Source organism: Acholeplasma laidlawii, assembly GCF_015709225.1.
Taxonomy (GTDB): domain Bacteria; phylum Bacillota_I; class Bacilli_A; order Acholeplasmatales; family Acholeplasmataceae; genus Acholeplasma; species Acholeplasma laidlawii_A.
This window is the reverse complement of the sequence record NZ_JADNRS010000014.1, coordinates 1-18,193: the sequence shown is the minus strand read 5'-3', so window position 1 is coordinate 18,193 and position 18,193 is coordinate 1. Positions and strand designations below refer to the sequence as shown.

Below are 18,193 nucleotides of genomic sequence, written 5' to 3'. Positions count from 1 at the left end.
TTAGTATGACAACAATTCAAAATATCAGTTTCGAAGATTTAAAAAGTAAGTATCAAACACCACTCTATATTTATGATGAAGCAGCGATTCGTCATCAATGTAAAGTTTTCATAAGCAAGTTTAGACATCCTAAAGTATCAAGTAATGTTATCTATGCTTCTAAAGCATTTTTAACGATTGCTATGGCACAACTTGTTATGAGCGAAGGACTACATTTAGACTGTGTATCTCAAGGTGAGTTATATACAGCACTTAAAGCCGGTTTTCCGGTTGAAAAAATAGTGCTGCACGGTAACAATAAAACTAAAGATGAGCTGCTTATGGCTCTCAATTTTAGAGTAGGTACAATCATAGTTGATAATGATTATGAAGCAAGTATTTTAAACGAGATTGTTAATGATAAATATAAAGTCAATGTCATGCTAAGAGTCAATCCTGGTATTGATGCACATACACATAAATATATTAAAACATCAACACTAGATTCTAAGTTTGGTATGTCGATATTAGATCCTAGAACTAAAGAGACAATTAAGTTATTTTATGATAATCCAAATATAAACTTTTTAGGCACTCACTCTCATATTGGTTCCCAGATTCTTGAAGAACATTCATTTTATGATCACGCAATTACTATTCTAAAATTTTATAAAGAAATTAAAGACCTTTACCAAATCGACTTACAAGCAGTCAATTTAGGTGGTGGATTTGGTGTGAAATACATTAAGTCAAATATCAGATTAGACTTAAATAAAGTACTTCCTGAACTGTTAGACACTGTTTACCAAACTGCAAACAGTTTAGAAATTACTGTACCACATGTATATATTGAACCAGGTAGAAGTATTGTTGCTGAAGCAGGATATACCCTTTATACAATAAATCAAATTAAAGAAACCATCAATAAAAAGAAATACTTATTTATTGATGGTGCTATGAATGATCATATGCGTACTGCACTTTATCAAGCTAAATATGATGCATTTATTGTAGGTAAGGAAGATATGGTTCATGATATAGCATACACTGTGGCAGGTAAAGCATGTGAAAGTGGAGATATTATTATTGAAGATATTTTACTTCCAGAAGCTAAACCAAATGATCTACTTGTTGTAAGAACAACAGGTGCATATCATTATTCCATGGCTTCTCATTACAACAGGCTAACAATTCCAATGGTTGTATTTGTAAAAGATGGTCAATCTAAAGTAGTTGTAAGGAAAGAAAGTTTCATGGATCTTTTAAGCCATGATGAGGCATTAGTTTAATATGAGAGCAGTTTTGAAGTTTGGTGGTTCTAGTGTTCAAAATTTAGATTTGATGAGAGAAGTTGCTCAAACTATCATTGAAAAGAAAAACACTTATAATGAACTCGTTGTTGTATTATCAGCCATGGGAAAAACTACAAATAGTTTAATTAAAATGGCTAAAGATATAACGAAATATCCCAATAAACGTGATGTTGATTTACTTATATCAACTGGTGAGGTCGTCTCTATTGCATTACTTTCTATTATGCTAAATGATATGGGATATAAATCGATTGCTTTAACTGGAGAAAAAGCAGGGATTTTAACCAAGGGTACACATACTAAGAATAAGATATCAAGTATTGACACAAGACGTATTGAAGCGCATATTCAATCGGGTAATATTGTTATTGTGGCGGGTTTTCAAGGTTTTAATGAAGCAGGTGAAGTCACTACCTTAGGTCGTGGTGGATCAGATACAACAGCAATTGCTTTAGCAGCAAAACTGGGTGCAATTTGTGAAATATATACGGATGTCTCAGGTATTTATGGTGTTGATCCAAGGTTATATCCGGATGCTCAAAAACTAACTCAAATCGATTACGAAGAAATGAAAGAAATGGCATTTTTAGGCGCGAATATCATGGAACCTAGAAGTATCGATATTGCTCAAAACTATGGTGTAACAGTCTATGTCACATCACTTAAAAACCCTTTAGAAGGGACTTACATTAAGGAGTACAAACAAAACATGGAAGATAAAAAAATTACCGGCATTGCTGTTACAGATAAAGTAGTTATGGTTTCAATTCGCCGTATACCTTATTCAACTAAAATTACTGCAGAACTGTTTAAGGATTTAGCATTAAATGAAGTTAATATTGACGTCATTAACCAAAATCCAAGTGTGGGTGGTACCATTAATATTGCTTTTACGGCACATGCTGATGATTTAGATGCAGTAAATGAAGTGCTTGATAAATTTGAAGCTAAAAACCCAACCATTCAAGTATTAAAAGTAAATGAGGTCGTAAAGGTATCTATTGTGGGTAGTGCGATGCGCACTCAATCTGGTATTGCTGCAGAAGTATTTGAGTTATTTGCAGAAAATGATTTAGAAGTGAAGTTAGTTACAACATCTGAAATATCTATTTCTTATACATTTGATAAAAAGTATAAGAGTAAAGTGGTTGAAGTATTAGCCAAACACTTCAATGTTTAATCATAAGGTGGAATCTATGAAAAAAATCAATGTAGGTATTGTAGGTATTACAGGTTTGGTTGGTCAAACCATACTAGAAATACTGGAACAATCATCGTTACCTGTAGATACACTTTTTGTGTATGCATCAAGTCGATCAAAAGGTAAGGAAGTCTTATTTAAGGGTCGAACAATTGTCATCAAAGAACTGAATGAAGATAGTTTTAATGATCCATTAAATATCGTGTTTTTTGCAATAGAAAGTGAACTTGCATTAAAATACGCTAAAATCGCAAGTTCTAATAAAATATATGTTGTAGATAATTCCTCTGCACATCGCATGATAGAACATATTCCACTTGTTGTACCTGAGGTCAATAAGCACGTACTAAAAGCTAGTGACTATATTGTAGCGAATCCAAATTGCTCTACAATTCAAAGTGTTGTAGCGCTTCATACAGTACATCAGTTATTTAAATTAGTGGATGTTGATTATACAACCTATCAAGCAGTCAGTGGTTCGGGCGTTAACGGTATAGAGGATTTAGATAGAACATCACAAGGCTTAGAACATAATTTTTATCCAAAACCAATATATAATAATGTTATACCTCAAATAGATCAATTTCTTGATAATGGTTATACTAAAGAAGAAATGAAGATGATTTTAGAAACCCAAAAAATATTAGCTTCAAAGATAAATATAACTGCAACAACAGTGAGAGTCCCAGTAAAAGTAGGACACAGTGTCCAAATTAAAGCTACTACAAAAGAAATCATTGACCTTGATAAACTTAAATCAGCCTATGCAAATATGGATGAAATTAAGTTATATCCATCAAATGATTATCCAACACCTTTAGATGCTAGTGGCTCAAATTTAGTCCACATCGGTCGTATTAGAAAAGACTTAAATTATCCAAATAAGGTACTGTTATGGACAGTGGCGGATAATGTTAGAAAAGGTGCTGCACTTAATGCAGTACAAATAGGTGAGTATATTTACAAGGAGTTTATAAAATGAAAAATTTTACAGGTTCAGGGGTTGCACTAGTTACTCCATTTAAGGGGTCTAAAATTAACTACCCAGTACTACAAAATTTATTAGATTTCCATATTGAAAATGAAACAGATTTTTTAGTGATATTAGGGACTACTGCTGAAACACCAACACTTACTTTGAGTGAGAAAAAAGAAATTATTTCATTTGTAGTCAATTACGTTAATAAACGTATACCCATCATGGTGGGCACAGGTAGTAATGATACAAAACAAACGATATCTTTTTCAAGAACTGCACAAAGATTAGGTGCTGATGCTTTATTAATTGTTACACCGTACTACAATAAACCAACTCAAAATGGGTTATTAGCCCACTATAAGGCTGTAGCTAAATCAATTAACTTACCAATCATGCTTTATAATGTACCATCTAGAACGGGTGTAAACTTAGAAGTAGATACAGTCAAACGCTTAAGTAAAGTCAAAAATATTATAGGTATTAAAGAAGCAAGTGGTAACTTAGAACAAGTCAAATCCGTTATTGATCAAACACCGGAAGATTTTATTGTCCTAAGTGGGAATGATGATCAAGTATATGATGTTTTAAGTTTAGGAGGTCATGGTGTCATATCTGTTACTGCAAATATTATTCCATTATCCACTTCATTACTCATTCAAAACTTTAGAGCAGGTATCGATAATAAAGAAGCATTTTTAAAATTCAATAAACTTCATGATATGATGTTTATTGAATCTAATCCAATACCAGTTAAAAGATCTCTAGAACATTTAGGATATGAAGTAGGTAAACCAAGGTTACCATTAACGAAACTTGGTGCAAAACATAATCGTGCATTATTAAAAGTTTTAAGAGATTATAAGTTGGTGGACAATGATTAAAATAGCAATTAGCGGTGTACTTGGCAAAATGGGCCAGGTTTTAAAAAAACAAATTTTATTAGATGAATCAATTACCTATACTGGTGGCTATGACCGTTATAAGGGTGAAGGCGTAGTAGACAATTTTGATGACTTAGATAATTTTGATGTATTAATTGATTTTTCAACACCTACCGTGTTACCAAGGATTCTAGATTATGCAAAAAAACACAATAAATCTCTAGTACTTGCAACCACAGGGTATAGTGAAGATGATTTTATGTTGATAAAATCATATAGTCAATATATACCTATCTTTTATTCTGCCAACTATTCTATTGGTATTCACTTACTAACTAAGGCACTAAAAATAGTAAGTAGTCAAATAGATAGTAATTATGATATAGAAATGATCGATAAGCATCACCGTTATAAAAAAGATAGTCCAAGTGGTACGGCATTTAAACTCTATGATGCAGTCAATGGTGCTTTAAATGAAAAAAGAAAGCTTATTCATGGTGATTCAAATGAAAAAGGGGTTCATGTACATAGTCTTCGATTAGGGAATTATGTTGGAGAGCATACTGTGATTTTTTCTAATTTAAGTGAGACTTTAGAATTTACACATATTGCGCATGATAAGAGTGTTTTTGCAGATGGTGCCATTAAAGCCGCAAAATTCATCAAAGATAAAGAGTTTGGATTATTTGGGATGGATGATTTGCTGGGTGTTTAACATTCGTTTTAAATGAATCTAGGTAAAAAAATATAGTAAGGAAGTGTATGTATGATAGAAAAAATGTTAAAATATCGTAGAGATTTACACCACATTCCAGAACTTGGTTTTGATTTGGAATTAACATATGCCTATGTTAAAGAAAAATTGGAATCGTTTGGCTATGAACCGAAAACTTATGCTAAGACAGGTTTAGTTGCTGTTAAAGAAGGAATCAACAAAGATGCAGTTGGGTTTAGAGCCGATATGGATGCTCTACCTATTAAGGAAGATTTAAATATTGAATTTAAATCTAGGTTTGATGGTAGAATGCATGCCTGTGCGCATGATGGACATACATCAATGTTGCTTGGCTTTGCGGAGTATGTATCTAAACTAGAGATGCTTAATCAATCAATTGTCTTTATATTTCAACCCGCAGAAGAAGGTCCTGGTGGCGCTAAAGTAATGATTAATGAAGGTGTGCTCAAAGATTATCATGTGAAATCTATTTTTGGTCTACATATATTTCCGGGTTTGGATGAAGGAAAGTTTGGTATCATTAGCGGTCCAATGCTTGCAGGTAATGCAGAGTTTGACTTTACAGTTCATGGATATGCGTCACATGGTGCACAACCACAACAAGGAAAGGATGCTGTATTAGCTGCATCTGGACTTGTTGTAGGATTTAGCCAAATCATATCAAAATTTATTGATCCAATAGAACCAGCTGTTATATCTACTGGTATGATTCATGGTGGTGATGCTAAGAACGTTATCGCTAATCATGCACATATTTCTGGTACTATGAGATCATTTAATAAAGTAACCTTTGATATATTGAAGGAAAAGATGTTAGATACTGCAAAAGCGGTAGAAATTCAATATGGTGTAGAAGTTAAGGGAAAGTTCATCGATTTGTATCCACCGGTCAATAATGATCATCATCTATATAATATTGTAAAAAATATGATTGATAAAGATGCTATTGTTCATATCAAGCCTTATACTTTTTCTGAAGACTTTGCCTTTTACCAAAAACATATCCCAGGTATGTTTACTTTTATAGGTTCTAGAAATACAAAAAAAGGATATATCTATCCCCTTCATAATGAGAGGTTTAATTTTGATGAAAAGATATTAATGAATGGCCTAAACTATTATATTGAAGTAAGTAAAGCACTTGGACTATTCAAAGTATGAAATCGTCATTTAATCAATACAAACTCAATGTTTATGATGATTTTATAAAGAGATTTAATTTTCATACTAAAGAATCTATTTTACTATGGCTAAAGAATGTTATGCAACCTCATTTTAGGCTTGAATTTGATTTAAATAATAAGGAAGTACTTTCACTAATTAATGAATCACTTTTAGGTCTGCAAAATGTATTAGCTGCTAGGGCGTATGCTTTTAAGTTACATAAACTAGCTAAAACACTCGAAAATGACAAACAGTTCTACATTAGAGCGCTTGCACATATGGTGTCTACAATACATGTAAAAACACATGCACTTAAATGTTGTGATTATTTGATAAAAATGATACAATTTCAAACAAAAGATGCTAATCAAGTTGTAAGTGAAAGATTAAGACAAATTTCACTATTAGAATAAATGAGGAAATGAAATGACATTTAAGGTAGAGTTGGTTCAAAGAGAAGATGCTAAAGATATGTTAAATTACCTAAAAGAAGTTGGAAGTGAAACCGACTTCTTATTATTTGGTTCAGAAGGTGTTGGTTTAAGTATAGAAGAAGAGATGAAAGTAATAGATTCTTTTAGTAAGACACCTTTTAAAAAAATGTATATTGTAAAAGATAATTTAAAAATTATAGCTACTGCTCACATACAACTTCATACAAAAGATAGAACGAAACATAAGTCTAGTATTGGTATATCTGTTTTAAAAGCTTATTGGAATCAAGGTGTTGGTTCTATGTTAATAAAAACACTTATAGATTATGCGAAGTCTACCGGTATTACTGAAACAATTTACCTTGAAGTATTATCTAATAATCATAAAGCAATCGGACTTTATGAAAAGTTTGGATTCTACACATATGCTGTAGATAAACGATCAACTAAAATAGATAATGAGTACTTTGACAACAATTTAATGAGGTTAGATTTTTAAATCTACAAACTTTTTACATATTTAATATACTCAGGTTATTTACTTGTAGTAAATATTTTACGTGTGGTATAATATTTTTAACTTATGGGACCCAAAGTGGCCTAAAAAGGAGAAAATTATATGAGAAAAAATCAAACATTCGAATTAGTGTTAACTTCTATTTTTGTTGCACTAATTTTTTTATTGGGGATGGTACCTCAAATAGGATATATTAGTATCATTCCAGGTAACCCTGTGACAATTGTACATATACCTGTCTTACTAGCTGCAATTTTATTGCCGACTAAATATTTTTGGCTTACAGGACTAGCTTTTGGGTTAACAAGTTTGATACAAGCAGCCATGACACCTATTGGTTTAAATGTAGCATTTATTAACCCTTTGGTGAGTGTGCCACCAAGAGTATTATTTGCTTTTGCTGTACACTATTTGTTTAAACTATTTGTTATATTAAAAGAAACAAAATTTGGTAGTCAACTTGTCATTGGATTTACCTTACTTGTGACTTTCTTTTTAATATATTATAGTGCTTTTATTAACTTTAGTTATTTAGATCAAGTTTGGATACATGTCATTGCGTGGTCTGTGATTGTCATATTTGTAGGTATTTATACTTATATGTTCATTAAGCATGGATTTAAAACATTGATTGTGCCATCTATATTTATTTTAGGGACTTTAATTCATACGGCTTTAGTGTTAATCATGCTCGCTACTTTAGGAAGAGAAGCAATATTAACGCAATTTCCGAATATGTCAGTCTTTGATGCTTTAATGCTTATTGTGACATTTAATGGATTTACAGAAGCAATCTTTGCAGCACTTATTGGTACTCCGGTATTTCTTGGTCTACAAAGAGTTCCCATAGTTCAACAAAAACTTGCTAAGTTTTAATAAAAAAGGTAAAATATATATGGAATGGGGCCGTTTATGGATTTGCCGGGGCCTGGAATCTATTATATGCATGTAGCGGTAGTGCGCTTAAAAACACGAGGTTATAATAACCGGAAACCAAACACAAACTTTAGCATTTGCTTAATTAAGACAAATTGCTTGGCACTCTAATAGTTTACATGTGACTTTAGACTTGCCTCAGTAAAGCATGTTATGGTTATACATATGTCTAGGTGTATAGCATGAAAATTCGAAACTAGCCTCGTACTTGCTAATTTTGTTAATTTACTAAGCGGTATTAAACTATTAAATTGACTAAACATGTAGATTATAATAGAAGAAAAGTCTCGTACATGGGTTCGACTCCCATCGGTTCCACCATTATACAAGCATTGGTCTGATACGATAAGTATTAGACCTTTTTTTCATAAAGATAGGGAGGAATTCCCTATTTTCAAATTTAAGATAGTAATTGCATTGTCAAAAAAAGGACTTTTACTACATGTTTACGAAAATCATATTCAATCAGTCACACGATTTCATTACAATTTACACGATTACCAACCATTTACACGATAAAGGAATAAATAAATATTGAATCGACAGCTTATATGGTAAAATAATTTCATTAATAACGATATGATCGTTTTTGCTGTTAATATAGAACAGTAGACACAAAGATTAAGAATCCTACTTATGTTAGTATATAAGAAAGGAGTTTGAATAGAGGGGGATTAATATCAATGTATAAGAAAATTTTCATACTATTTTTATTCATTACATTATTATCGGGTTGCACAAATCAAAATGAAACGATATCTAGAATAGAATATTTTAGTGGTGTAAAAATGCCTGCTGAAGCTGAAATACTTTATAGTTATATAGATACTTCATTTGGTGCACAAGGACATGGGTCTCAGTACACCGTTTTTTCATTTAAAGAAGTAGATGAAGATTTTTTTACAAGTGAGTATAGTTATGGTGGTCAACATTACTGGACTAGTCCAGAAGGAGAAAAGCATTATCGAGAAACATTCAGTGGTACTTTAAATTTTGCTGAAGGTAAATTACCAGAAATTGAAGCAAGTTATGTGAATCATCTAGTGGAACAGAAGGAAATTCCGAGTGAATTTGCTCCTAATTGGGATGAAGAATATACATACTATATACAAAGTCTTACTATTATGATTTATTTTGAAGAATCAAACACATTAATCTATATTTATCGTGGATACTAACAAGACTGCATTAGGTAACCACTACAGTTATTAAATAAAAAATACCTTTGTTAAGCCATTCATATAGGGTGCTAAAATAGCTGTCAAGGGTGCTAAAAAAGTTCATGGGGTGCTAATTTGTATTAAAATAGGTAGCACCACACATATTAACATGAAATAGTTTCCAAATCTTGGAGAAAGGTTATAATGAATATAACCAATCTAAAGATAGGGGAACTTTTTTTATGAGAATCACGCAGGAAATGAAATTAAAAATGGTAGAGGAACATTTACTGAAAGGTAAATCACTATCACATATATCACAAGCATATGATAATTACGATGTCAGTAATATTAAGTACAATGTCAATTTGTACAAAAAATTCGGTTCAGAGGTATTTTTGAATCGAGAAGGCAAGATATACTATCGAGATACCAAACTATTGGCGATAAAAAGAGTGCTTGAAGGTAATGAATCAATCAGAAGTGTCGCGCTTGATTTTGGATTAACAGATCCTACCATTTTACAAGACTGGATTAAGAACTATAAAAATAAAGGTGAAGCAGGCGTACAAGATACCTATCCAAGAAAGAATTATGTATTAAAAGATGAGCGAGCAAGAAATATCGTAGATAAAAAATTAAAGGAAGAAAACGAGCGACTACGTGCAGAGATAGAATACTTAAAAAAATCTCAGTCCTTAACCCAAAAGTTAGAAGGGGCAACAAATAAGGATAAAGTTTTAATTGTTGCAGGGTTAAGGAAGAAACATAAATTAGAGCACCTTCTAGACCTTATAAAGATGGCACCATCGGTTTATTATTACAATCTATCAGTCATTAAAAACAAGGTAAATAAGTATCAAGAAATTGAAGATAAAATTGATGAGTTATATTTAAAGAAGCATAAAAAAAGACAGCATTACAACGCGATTTACATTGAATTAAAGAATTTAGGATATAAGATAGGAAACAATAAAGTTTTAGAGATTATGAGAGCCAAAGGATATCTTAAGTTTAGAAGCAAGAAATGGCGTAAATACTCATCATATGAAGGGGATAAAGGATATGTAAAGCCTAATCATATGAAACAAACATTTATAACAACAAGACCCTTTGAAAAGGCAGGTACAGACATTACAATGTTTAGAGTTAAAAACGCAGCAGTTTATTTATCTCCAGTTATTGATTTTAATACCAGAGAAGTTCTGTCTTATGTAGCAGCCAAAGATGCCAAGGTCGATAAAGTGATGCATATGCTGACTCAATTGAAGCAAAAGCATGGGAATCAAATTGAGGGTATGATGATCCAATCAGATCAAGGCATACAATATCAAAATTCGAGATATCAAGAGAGACTAATTGAATTAGGGATGATTCAATCCATGAGTAGAAAAGGAAACTGTTTAGATAATAGTCCGACCGAAAACTTTTTTGGCAGAATCAAAGATGAAATGTGGTATGGACATGAAGATGAATTTAATTCAGCTGATGAATTAATTAAAGGTATTGATGAATACATTGAATACTATAACAACACTAGAATCGTTCTAAAATTAAAAACGAATCCAATTGATTATAGAAATCGCTCTTTAAATAATATATAATAAATATGAGGGTTCATTAGAATCTTCTCCAAGAAAAGAAAACTAAAGCACATGGGGCTAAAGTTGCTGCAGTTGATATCAATGAGGATACGCTTAAGCAAACATTGGAGTTAGCGCTTGATGCGAAAGACCGACTCTCACTCCACAAACTTGATCTTACTAACAATGAAGAGGTCGATCAATTACCAAAGGATGTTATAGCTAAACATCAACAAGTTGATGGTATCATTAACAATGCTGGTATTATTCAGCCGTTTATTCATGTAAAGGAACTTACAATTCCTAAGATTAATCAAGTCATGAATGTGAATTTTTTTGGACCTCTATTCATGATTAAAGCATTTCTACCTATCTTGCTAGAACGTCCTGAAGCACACATAACAAATGTATCTAGTATGGGTGCACTTGTTCCTGTTCCTGGGCAAACAATCTATGGTGCTTCAAAAACTGCGTTAAAACTATTAAGTGAAGGGTTGAATTCGGAATTGCTCGGTACATCTGTTCGTGTAACAACGGTATTTCCAGGAGCAACCGAGACTAACATCACCAAAAACTCTGATGCAGATGCAACGATGCTTTTAAAGAAACCAATGAAGAAAACTCCAAAAATGCTATCTCCAACCAAAGCAGCATCGTTTATCATTGATGCTTTGGAGAAGAATAAAGTACGAGTCTGTGTTGGAAGTGATTCCAAGTTCATGGACTTTTACAGTCGTATTTCTCCTCGGAAGACAGCAAAAATGATAGCGAAAATGTTATCCTAGTTATAAAAACAATTTTAAAATAATCATCATAGAAAAAGTACTTATATTTCATCGTCATTAGTCAAAAACACTTGTTGATAAAGTGCGAAAGATCACACATCGATAGGTGTTTTTTGTTTGACAAAAAAAGTAAAGTGTGTTAAAAACACATACAACAAATGATGGAATAGATTTATTATAATGATTATTGATAAATCAATATATTTGTAATACCTAATTTATAACGAAAGGTTAGTGAATATCTAGTGATAAAAGTAGATTCCAATCAGTACATGATAAAACCATTGAATACTGAAACATGGGATGCTTATGAAAAACTCATTATAAAGCATCATGGTGTTTGGGGAGGATGTTGGTGCCTTAGTTTTCATGATAAGCCGAAAGAACGTGAAAGAAGCTATGAAGCTAATCGCATTTACAAAAAATCACTGGTCGAAAATAATAGTACGCACGCTGCTCTCGTCTTTCATGATGAAGAATGCATAGGTTGGTGTCAATATGGCCAACCAGCTGAATTGCCAAACATCTATCATAAAAAAGAAGTGGAGGCTAAAAATCCTCTACCTGACTATCGAATAACGTGTATTTTTGTTGATCGTGATTATCGTAATCAAGGAATCTCTTCGCTTGCATTAAATGGCGCATTAGATTTAATCAAACAAAACGGTGGAGGGATTGTCGAAAGTTATCCACAAGATACTCAAGGAAAAACATATACAAGTTCATTCTTGTATAACTCAACCAGACAGATATTTGAGCGAGCTGGGTTTGAATATATCGATACCAAAGGAAAAAATCACTGTATTATGCGGATTAAGTTGTAAACATTAGAAATAGCATATTCAAAATCAAAATTAAAAAAGCTGAAGAGTATTTAATTTAAATGGTGCGAATGAGCAAGTCCTTATCAAATCAATGTTTAAACAAGTATAGTTTCAAATTCTATCTTGTGTATGTCAATGATTCAAGATTCACATGTCATACTATCCATTTTCGAAAAGGATTGAGATTATTAATAAATGAATAAAAAAGTCTGATTAATATCAGGCTTTTTATGTCTTTATAAGTTCTATGATTGTAATTTTCTTCGCTCTTTGAATGGAAACAAGAGAAGCTAATAAAACTGTTGCTGCAACAATTAAACCTGAAATGACGTAATTGTACCAATCATAATGGAAAATTACTCTTGGAGTACCATCGTCATAACGCATGAAGTCTTGATACAATTTTATAAAGATTGTTCCACCAATTAATCCACCTAAAGTTCCAAATAAACCAAGGATTAATGATTGTAGGAGGAAGACAAATGAAACTTTAGTATCTTGTAGTCCCATTGCTTTTAAGATTCCTAATTGTTTGGATTTTTGATGAACAGAGAATCCTAGGATACTAGCAACAACGACAAAGACAGCAAACGATAAGAATACTTGTATAAATGATATGGCTAAGACCTGTGCAGTATCAAGCATATAAATTTCCGGAGACAAATCTTTCCAGGTTTTTACCAAATAAAGATCAGGATTAAAGTAAGTTTTGATTGTTTCAGCGACTATGTCTGCATTTCTTGGATCGTTAACTTGCATCACTGCATATACTGATGAAGATTGATATGGTGTTGGTAAATCGGCAAATGGAACAAGACAATATGCAAATGTTTGACGAAACAAACCTAAATCAAAAGTTCCTGATACCTGATATGAAACTGTGTATGATTCGAATACAGTCGGAGCATAAGTTAATGTTATCCAATCGAGTGGTTGAATCATATATTGTTCAGCAAATTGTTTTGTAAGAAGAATTTGATTAGGTGATGATGGATATGTACCTGATGTTAAGTGTTTTTCTTCGGTTAATCCATAAAAATCATACCCACGCTCATCATCAACTGCGCGCACCGTGAATTTCATTGGTGGAATGGTATCTGTAGAGATTGATACTGACTCAATCTGTAACATGTAATTAAAGATTTCTATCTCAGGAACTTCATCAAGTATTTTTTGTTTTAAAGTTTGATCAGCTTCCAGTGGAATGTTAGAGTATTCTTGAGTGGTCACTAAGATATGTTCATTATAGGAAGTTGTATGTTCTAAGATGAGATTCGTTAATGTTGCACCGATTGATAATATGAAAAACTGAATACCAATACCAATAATAATTGTAATAACTGTTATGATGTTTTGTAGTGGTGACTTAATGATAAATTGCCAAGCAATCTTAATTGATAACATCAATAAATCACATCCTTGATTAATGTACCATCTTTTAATGTTAGTAAACGATCACCTTTTTCTGGCGTAATCTTATCGTGAGTAATAATAATGAATGTTGTTTTATAAGTTTGATGAAGTTTACGAAGTAATTGATATACCGATTCAGCAGAATGACTATCTAGGTTTCCTGTTGGTTCATCAGCTAGAATGAGCAGAGGTTGACCGATGATTGCTCTTGCAACTGCGGTACGCTGTTGTTCCCCACCACTCATCTGATTTGGATAATGATGTGAAACATGTGAAATACCAACCTCATTCATCAATTCGAGTGCTTGATCTTTAACAGACTGATCAATTTTCTTTTTCTGAATTCTTAACGGCATTAATATGTTTTGCAAAGCAGTAAACTCAGGAAGTAAATAGTGAAATTGGAAAATGAAACCTAAATGCGTAGAACGAAAATGTGCTCTTTCCTTAATATTTAGTGTTGAAAGTTCAATACCATCAATCTTAACTTTGCCAGAAGTTGCCGTATCAAGACCACTAATAATATTAAGTAGTGTCGTCTTTCCGGAACCGGAAGCACCAATAATCCAATTAAACGAACCTTTTTCAAATGTTAAATTGATGTCCTTTAAGACATCTGTTTTAATTTTAGTTCCATATGTTTTAGTAACATGTTCAATTCGGATTAATTCATTACTCATGTTTAATGACCTCAATAATCTTTAAATTTTTAACGAAACGAATCGGAATCAGTGATGCAATCAAATTGACTGGTAACATGATTGAAATGGTTAGTATTGAATAGAAATTGATTAATTCTGTTTGTAGCGGAACTAACGGTAAACCACTCGCTCGTCTAAAATTGGTTGTAAAGAAGGCACCAAGTGAGACTCCGATTATTAAACCCAATAAAAGTCCAATAACCGTTATTAATAATGCTTGATAAAAGAAGATTAATTGTGATTCTCGATCGGTTACACCTAATGCTTTAAGTATTCCTATTTGATTGATTTTTTGTTTGGCTTGGAACATGATGACACTACCAACTCCAAATGAAATAGCAAGTCCAGTCATTACTTGAATGAGAAGAACGGAAATATCCTCGATATAGAGAAGATTAGTGATTGTTTGATTACCTTCTTGCCAATCATTAATAATATAATTCGTGAAATTGGCTTCACTATAATCCTTCAACAGTGGTGTCACTTGATGGCTATTTACAGGATTATGGGTTCTAACTTCAATAAAATTGAAGATTGAAACACCATCAATCAATTGTGCAGTTTCTTGTGTTGTAAAAAAGACATTACCTGAAAGTGCAGATTGATCACTCACAAATATTGCGACAATTTTTAGATTAAATGGTTGATCTAATTGATTTCTTACTGTAATAATATCACCAATCTGAAGGAATTTCCGTATATCCATAAAGTGAAATCCAACTGCAATTTCACCATCATATGAAGGGGATTGTTCAGTCATATTCTCAGGTATTTTATTTGCAGGATTTAAGTTAATTCGATGGACAATATCACTTATTTTTGCTCCAAAATTAAAATCAAACCCTCTAAGCTCAAATGTCATGTTATCTTGAAAAGTTTCATAAGTAATTAATGTACGATAAGAAAAAGAGACATCACTGATTTCATTTGAAAGTGAAAACAATTCGTCACGAAGTTCGATGGCATCTGGATCTGAAAATGATTCATAGGGAAGATTTGTTTGAATTCGAATGTGACCATCGGTTTCTGCTGTGGTATGAAGAACCATATATTTTAATCCTGAACTGACATCTAGAATAAAGTAAAAAATAGCGAATCCTAATGCAACTGCAAGTAATGTTATGCATGTTTTTGCAAAGTTTCGCCATAAAAACTGCAATGCGATTTTAATCGAAAGCACTCAACCACCTCAAAATGTGTAGATGTCACAACAACCTCATTATAACACATTAGTTATAGATTATTCAACTAAACTTGTGACACTATTTTTGGTACTTTATATTTTTGTAGTTACTGTCTCATCAAATAAGACATGACTCTATATTGGATAGATCATTAACTACCTAATGTAAGTTTGATTTTTACATGTTTATACCATTAAATTTAATTATGAATTTCTTTAAATCAAACCATATGAAAGATAGTTTTGATTGCTTTATAAAGGTATTTTGACAGGGGTGCTAAAAATCTTGTAAGGTGCTAATTTGTATTAAAATAGGTAGCATCACACATATAATAAGAAAAGGTTTGATACAAATTTTGTGTCTAACTTTTTACTTTACAGTAATAATCAAATTATGATATGATATGCATATATGAGACGTGGTTAATATGAACATTATTAGACCTTCGGCTGACTTAAGAAATAAGTATGCTGAAATTTCAAAACAAGGTAAAGATGAACAAAAGCCGATCTATATCACAGTCAATGGTAGAAATGATACAGTGCTCATTAATCAAACGGTTTATGAACAACAAATGGAAGAATTAGAGCTTCTTAAGATGCTTGCAGAAGCTGAAAGCGATGTTAATAGAGGCGATGTTATTGAAATTGAAGAGGCTTTTAAAACCGTTAAAAGTCAGCTTAATAAAAGTTGATCATGTATCAAGTAAAAATGACATAGAGTGCTCAAAATGATTAAGTAATATTACTTCGTTTATTTTTTGGATAGTGGTGACAAAGATCAAGCGCTTGACTATCTTTCAAAAATTGAAAAAACGATTTTATCTTTAAAACAATTTCCCAATAGAGGGTCGATACCTAGGTACAGACTGCTTGTTTTACAAGGGTATAGATTTTTAGTTGTAGAGAGCCATCTTATTTTTTATAAGATTAATGAAGTATCTAAAGAAGTCATTGTATATCGTATTCTCCATTCTAAACAATCGTATCACTGATTCTTGTAGTAAAGGACATCTCGATTTATCGGAAAACTCAAAAAGATTAATATTTATTAAGGGGAGTATTTATGGCAAAAAAACTTGTTGAGTATTACGATTATACATTTGCTTTAAAATTATCAGAAAAATTAAAAAGTGCTGATCATTTGTTTAGAACTGATTTGTTTTTGGATTACTTAAAAAACAATCTAGCAGAAGAAAGTTTTTTGCAAAGACAAGATCTGTATGTTAACGCACTTGAGATGTCTTTGTCTGGTAATTATCTTAAACATCTAGAAACGTTTAAAAAAATATGGGGGCCTGAACTAAAGAAAGAAACAGGAATGTTCACTGAAGGTTGGTGGTTATGGCCAATGGGTAGATTTATAGAAAAACACGGTTTAAAAGACGAAATAGCAACATATGACTTCTTATATGATTTCACTAAAAGACAGACAGGTGAATATGCAATAAGATACTTACTTGTTAAAGATCCTTTAAAAACAATGAATGTTTTATTAAAATGGAGTAAGGATGTAAATGTTCATGTAAGAAGACTAGCAAGTGAGGCAGTGCGTATTGCTTTACCTTGGTCATTTAAAACTACGGTTGCCTTGAATTATTTCAATATTTATGAGAAAATTCTTACTAACCTTAAAGATGATAAATCTAAGTTCATCCAAAAAAGTGTTGGTAATAATTTAAATGATTTATACAAACATGATCCAAATTTGGCATTCAAAGTTATTGATGAGTGGCAAAAAGAAGCACTCACTGATGCAACAAAATGGATTATTAATCATGGATTAAGAAGTCGTAAGATCAAAGAATAGCACATCGCATATAGCGAGATTTAAACCTCTAATAATACTCCAAAAACTAAGGGTGCTAATCTTGTATTAAAATTAGTATCCCAACACATATTAGCACAACAGTGTTGATAGAAAAGTATCAACTTTATAAAATATGAAAATAGGGAGATAATCCCTTTTTTCTTGTTCAAATATCATTCTATGCATCATATAATGAATATGATTGGTAGGCTTTTATCTTTTTATACCTAGTAAAAACACGAAAGGTCAATAAAAATACGAAAAGTCTATTTTATACCCTGTGTTTGTCCAAATAAATAAGTGTATATGAACATATTCAATAAATTGGTACTAAAAAGCTTGTTATAGAAATTACTACCAGTTGTGATAAAATTTAAACAAGATAACGACTAATTCAAAATATTAGAGGGTAGGTATTAAAATGAAAAAAATACTTTCTGTCACAGTTTTAATTTTTTGTGTTTTTATTATATCATCATGTGATTATCCTGAAAATCATGAAAAGCTTTGCGAAGAGATAAAATTCCAAAAGAGATAACAAGAGATTTACAATTAGAAAGAGGAGTCTATGCACCGTTTGTCTGGAATTCTGAT

18 protein-coding genes, 1 other RNA gene and 1 pseudogene are annotated in these 18,193 nt (G+C 31.8%); 17 read left to right on the top strand and 3 right to left on the bottom strand.

What is annotated here, in order from left to right:
• Positions 1-5: 5 nt before the first annotated feature.
• From lysA to IY230_RS01250, 14 genes and pseudogenes are all read left to right on the top strand, one after another.
• Positions 6-1,268 carry a diaminopimelate decarboxylase gene (gene lysA / locus IY230_RS01315; protein WP_196369545.1) on the top strand — a complete coding sequence of 421 codons (1,263 nt, stop codon included), beginning with the start codon at positions 6-8 and terminating at the stop codon, positions 1,266-1,268.
• Between the two features lies 1 nt (position 1,269).
• On the top strand, positions 1,270-2,472 hold the full coding sequence (locus IY230_RS01310) for an aspartate kinase (protein ID WP_196369544.1): 1,203 nt from the start codon (positions 1,270-1,272) through the stop codon (positions 2,470-2,472).
• 16 nt (positions 2,473-2,488) lie between these two features.
• Positions 2,489-3,475, top strand: coding sequence for an aspartate-semialdehyde dehydrogenase (locus IY230_RS01305; RefSeq protein ID WP_196369543.1), 987 nt, complete (start codon positions 2,489-2,491; stop codon positions 3,473-3,475).
• A complete protein-coding gene (gene dapA, locus IY230_RS01300; protein WP_196369542.1) occupies positions 3,472-4,353 on the top strand; it encodes a 4-hydroxy-tetrahydrodipicolinate synthase in 882 nt (293 codons plus the stop codon). The genes IY230_RS01305 and dapA overlap by 4 nt, the downstream gene beginning before the upstream one ends.
• On the top strand, positions 4,346-5,068 hold the full coding sequence (gene dapB / locus IY230_RS01295) for a 4-hydroxy-tetrahydrodipicolinate reductase (RefSeq protein ID WP_196369541.1): 723 nt from the start codon (positions 4,346-4,348) through the stop codon (positions 5,066-5,068). Before dapA ends, dapB begins: the two co-directional genes overlap by 8 nt.
• A 51-nt stretch (positions 5,069-5,119) precedes the next feature.
• On the top strand, positions 5,120-6,250 hold the full coding sequence (locus IY230_RS01290; protein ID WP_196369540.1) for a M20 metallopeptidase family protein: 1,131 nt from the start codon (positions 5,120-5,122) through the stop codon (positions 6,248-6,250).
• Positions 6,247-6,666, top strand: a complete 420-nt coding sequence (locus IY230_RS01285) for a putative immunity protein (protein ID WP_196369539.1) — start codon at positions 6,247-6,249, stop codon at positions 6,664-6,666. The genes IY230_RS01290 and IY230_RS01285 overlap by 4 nt, the downstream gene beginning before the upstream one ends.
• A 13-nt stretch (positions 6,667-6,679) precedes the next feature.
• The gene (locus IY230_RS01280; protein WP_196369538.1) at positions 6,680-7,186 is read left to right on the top strand and encodes a GNAT family N-acetyltransferase; all 507 of its coding nucleotides are present in this window, start codon (positions 6,680-6,682) and stop codon (positions 7,184-7,186) included.
• A 120-nt stretch (positions 7,187-7,306) separates the two neighbouring features.
• A complete protein-coding gene (locus IY230_RS01275; RefSeq protein ID WP_196369537.1) occupies positions 7,307-8,080 on the top strand; it encodes an ECF transporter S component in 774 nt (257 codons plus the stop codon).
• 26 nt (positions 8,081-8,106) lie between these two features.
• Positions 8,107-8,461, top strand: a transfer-messenger RNA (tmRNA) gene (ssrA, locus tag IY230_RS01270).
• A 362-nt stretch (positions 8,462-8,823) separates the two neighbouring features.
• Positions 8,824-9,318 carry a hypothetical protein gene (locus IY230_RS01265; RefSeq protein ID WP_196369536.1) on the top strand — a complete coding sequence of 165 codons (495 nt, stop codon included), beginning with the start codon at positions 8,824-8,826 and terminating at the stop codon, positions 9,316-9,318.
• Positions 9,319-9,542: 224 nt separating this feature from the next.
• A complete protein-coding gene (locus tag IY230_RS01260; RefSeq protein ID WP_051457511.1) occupies positions 9,543-10,904 on the top strand; it encodes an IS3 family transposase in 1,362 nt (453 codons plus the stop codon).
• 53 nt (positions 10,905-10,957) lie between these two features.
• Positions 10,958-11,668: pseudogene (locus tag IY230_RS01255) on the top strand (SDR family NAD(P)-dependent oxidoreductase); the annotation flags it as partial.
• A 272-nt stretch (positions 11,669-11,940) separates the two neighbouring features.
• Positions 11,941-12,492 (top strand): GNAT family N-acetyltransferase, encoded by a 552-nt coding sequence (locus IY230_RS01250; RefSeq protein WP_196369556.1) that lies wholly within the window; start codon positions 11,941-11,943, stop codon positions 12,490-12,492.
• A gap of 228 nt (positions 12,493-12,720) precedes the next feature.
• Here the strand turns inward: IY230_RS01250 and IY230_RS01245 are convergent, their stop codons facing one another.
• Genes IY230_RS01245 through IY230_RS01235 form a run of 3 tightly spaced genes read right to left on the bottom strand, consistent with a single transcriptional unit; the run spans position 12,721 to position 15,786 of the window.
• Positions 12,721-13,896 carry an ABC transporter permease gene (locus IY230_RS01245; protein ID WP_230852566.1) on the bottom strand — a complete coding sequence of 392 codons (1,176 nt, stop codon included), beginning with the start codon at positions 13,894-13,896 and terminating at the stop codon, positions 12,721-12,723.
• The gene (locus tag IY230_RS01240) at positions 13,896-14,585 is read right to left on the bottom strand and encodes an ABC transporter ATP-binding protein (RefSeq protein ID WP_196369534.1); all 690 of its coding nucleotides are present in this window, start codon (positions 14,583-14,585) and stop codon (positions 13,896-13,898) included. The genes IY230_RS01245 and IY230_RS01240 overlap by 1 nt, the downstream gene beginning before the upstream one ends.
• Positions 14,578-15,786 carry an ABC transporter permease gene (locus IY230_RS01235; RefSeq protein WP_196369533.1) on the bottom strand — a complete coding sequence of 403 codons (1,209 nt, stop codon included), beginning with the start codon at positions 15,784-15,786 and terminating at the stop codon, positions 14,578-14,580. The genes IY230_RS01240 and IY230_RS01235 overlap by 8 nt, the downstream gene beginning before the upstream one ends.
• 431 nt (positions 15,787-16,217) lie before the next feature.
• Between IY230_RS01235 and IY230_RS01230 the strand changes: the two genes are divergently transcribed.
• The 3 genes from IY230_RS01230 (at position 16,218) to IY230_RS01220 (ending at position 17,599) form a co-directional block, all read left to right on the top strand.
• Positions 16,218-16,484 (top strand): type II toxin-antitoxin system prevent-host-death family antitoxin, encoded by a 267-nt coding sequence (locus tag IY230_RS01230; protein WP_196369532.1) that lies wholly within the window; start codon positions 16,218-16,220, stop codon positions 16,482-16,484.
• Positions 16,485-16,550: 66 nt separating this feature from the next.
• Positions 16,551-16,784, top strand: a complete 234-nt coding sequence (locus tag IY230_RS06730) for a type II toxin-antitoxin system RelE/ParE family toxin (protein WP_196369531.1) — start codon at positions 16,551-16,553, stop codon at positions 16,782-16,784.
• Between the two features lie 71 nt (positions 16,785-16,855).
• Positions 16,856-17,599: a DNA alkylation repair protein gene (locus IY230_RS01220; protein WP_196369530.1), complete on the top strand. Its 744-nt coding sequence runs from the start codon at positions 16,856-16,858 to the stop codon at positions 17,597-17,599.
• Positions 17,600-18,193: the final 594 nt, after the last annotated feature.

Bases quoted from the DNA above. Each gene is read 5' to 3' on its own strand.
- IY230_RS01265 (WP_196369536.1), top strand. From the start codon at position 8,824: ATGTATAAGAAAATTTTCATACTATTTTTATTCATTACATTATTATCG.
- IY230_RS01230 (WP_196369532.1), top strand. From the start codon at position 16,218: ATGAACATTATTAGACCTTCGGCTGACTTAAGAAATAAGTATGCTGAA.
- IY230_RS01240 (WP_196369534.1), bottom strand. From the start codon at position 14,585: ATGAGTAATGAATTAATCCGAATTGAACATGTTACTAAAACATATGGA.
- IY230_RS01260 (WP_051457511.1), top strand. From the start codon at position 9,543: ATGAGAATCACGCAGGAAATGAAATTAAAAATGGTAGAGGAACATTTA.
- IY230_RS01280 (WP_196369538.1), top strand. From the start codon at position 6,680: ATGACATTTAAGGTAGAGTTGGTTCAAAGAGAAGATGCTAAAGATATG.
- IY230_RS01305 (WP_196369543.1), top strand. From the start codon at position 2,489: ATGAAAAAAATCAATGTAGGTATTGTAGGTATTACAGGTTTGGTTGGT.
- IY230_RS01310 (WP_196369544.1), top strand. From the start codon at position 1,270: ATGAGAGCAGTTTTGAAGTTTGGTGGTTCTAGTGTTCAAAATTTAGAT.
- IY230_RS01220 (WP_196369530.1), top strand. From the start codon at position 16,856: ATGGCAAAAAAACTTGTTGAGTATTACGATTATACATTTGCTTTAAAA.
- dapA (WP_196369542.1), top strand. From the start codon at position 3,472: ATGAAAAATTTTACAGGTTCAGGGGTTGCACTAGTTACTCCATTTAAG.
- dapB (WP_196369541.1), top strand. From the start codon at position 4,346: ATGATTAAAATAGCAATTAGCGGTGTACTTGGCAAAATGGGCCAGGTT.
- lysA (WP_196369545.1), top strand. From the start codon at position 6: ATGACAACAATTCAAAATATCAGTTTCGAAGATTTAAAAAGTAAGTAT.
- IY230_RS01285 (WP_196369539.1), top strand. From the start codon at position 6,247: ATGAAATCGTCATTTAATCAATACAAACTCAATGTTTATGATGATTTT.
- IY230_RS01275 (WP_196369537.1), top strand. From the start codon at position 7,307: ATGAGAAAAAATCAAACATTCGAATTAGTGTTAACTTCTATTTTTGTT.
- IY230_RS01245 (WP_230852566.1), bottom strand. From the start codon at position 13,896: ATGTTATCAATTAAGATTGCTTGGCAATTTATCATTAAGTCACCACTA.
- IY230_RS01290 (WP_196369540.1), top strand. From the start codon at position 5,120: ATGATAGAAAAAATGTTAAAATATCGTAGAGATTTACACCACATTCCA.
- IY230_RS01250 (WP_196369556.1), top strand. From the start codon at position 11,941: ATGATAAAACCATTGAATACTGAAACATGGGATGCTTATGAAAAACTC.